This is a genomic window from Dyella sp. 01N36 (assembly GCF_056399745.1).
The window spans coordinates 1-1,349 of the sequence record NZ_JBFTRY010000366.1 but is presented as its reverse complement, the minus strand read 5'-3'; the positions used below and the strand labels follow the sequence as shown (position 1 = coordinate 1,349).

Below are 1,349 nucleotides of genomic sequence, written 5' to 3'. Positions count from 1 at the left end.
TACCGCTCCGTAGGCTTGTCGCGCACAGGGTGCGCTCCCACAAGATGGCGGATCGCAACGTTCATCCGATATGCCCACGACCCTGCGCAACCCTTGTAGGAGCGCCCTTTGTGCGCGACCGCCGCGCTGCGGCGTGCCGCTTCGTCGGCTGGTCTCGCACAGGGTGCGGTCCTACAGGCACTCTTTGGCTCTAGAGAGGCGCGCCTTCGGCAGGGGAGAGGGGGTGCAAAGCGCTGCGTTCAGCGCCTGCGGTACAACAAATCCCACACCCCATGACCCAGCTTGAGACCACGCCGCTCGAAGTGGGTCTCGATGCGCCACGCGGGCTTTTCAGCGTATTGGCCAGGTCCGAGGTCATTGCGCCAGTCGGGAGCGGCTTCCATCACCTCGAGCATGTGCTCGGCATAAGGCTGCCAGTCGGTCGCCAGGTGCAGCAGGCCGTTGGGGGCCATGCGGGAGGCGAGCAGGGCGACGAAGTCGGGCTGGATGATGCGGCGCTTGTTGTGGCGCTTCTTGTGCCACGGGTCCGGGAACCAGATGCGTGCTTCGGCGAGGGTGCCGGGCGGAATCTCGTTTTCAAGGACTTCCACCGCATCGTGCTTGTACAGGCGCACATTGCTGGCATCGCGAGCGGCCAGTGCATTCATCAGGCGGCCCACGCCAGGGCCGTGCACTTCCACGCCGAGGAAGTCGCGGGCGAGGTCGTGCTCGCTGGCCCAGGCCAGCGCCTCGCCATTGCCGAAGCCGATTTCCAGCACCAGCGGTGCGGTGCGGCCGAAGCGAGAGGCAAAGTCCTGCGGCGTGCCGCTGTAATCGATGCCGAAGCGCGCCCAGTGGTCGTCGAAGGCGCGTTGCTGCGCTGGCGTCATGCGGCCTTCGCGCAGCACGAAGCTGCGGATGCGGCGCATGAAGGGCGGCTGTCCGGCGTCTTCGTGCTCGCCGTCGTGGTCGTGCAGGTCGCTCATGGTCAGCCGATGGTGCCGTCGATGGGGCTGGATGCCGAGGCGAAGCGCTTGCGCGGGATGCGTCCAGCCTTGAAGGCAGCGCGCCCGGCCTGGATCGCCAGCTTCATCGCATGCGCCATCAGCACCGGATCCTTGGCGCCGGCGATGGCGGTGTTCATGAGCACGCCATCGCAGCCCAGCTCCATCGCGATGGCGGCGTCCGAGGCAGTACCCACGCCGGCGTCGACGATGATCGGCACCTTGGCGTTCTCGATGATTTCCAGCAGGTTGTAGCGGTTCTGGATGCCAAGGCCCGAGCCAATCGGCGCGGCCAGCGGCATCACCGCCACGCAGCCGATCTCTTCCAGGCGCTTGGCCAGGATCGGGTCGTCGCTGGTGTAGACC

Annotated in this window: 1 protein-coding gene and 1 pseudogene; both read right to left on the bottom strand. The window is 66.7% G+C overall.

The annotated features are described in order from the left end of the window. Positions 1-239 precede the first annotated feature (239 nt). A complete protein-coding gene (gene trmB / locus AC1DMG_RS22155; protein WP_477175010.1) occupies positions 240-965 on the bottom strand; it encodes a tRNA (guanosine(46)-N7)-methyltransferase TrmB in 726 nt (241 codons plus the stop codon). 2 nt (positions 966-967) lie between these two features. Continuing rightward, a pseudogene (locus tag AC1DMG_RS22150) lies at positions 968-1,349 on the bottom strand (thiazole synthase); the annotation flags it as partial.

Coding starts and splice junctions, on each gene's coding strand:
- trmB (WP_477175010.1), bottom strand. CDS start 965: ATGAGCGACCTGCACGACCACGACGGCGAGCACGAAGACGCCGGACAG.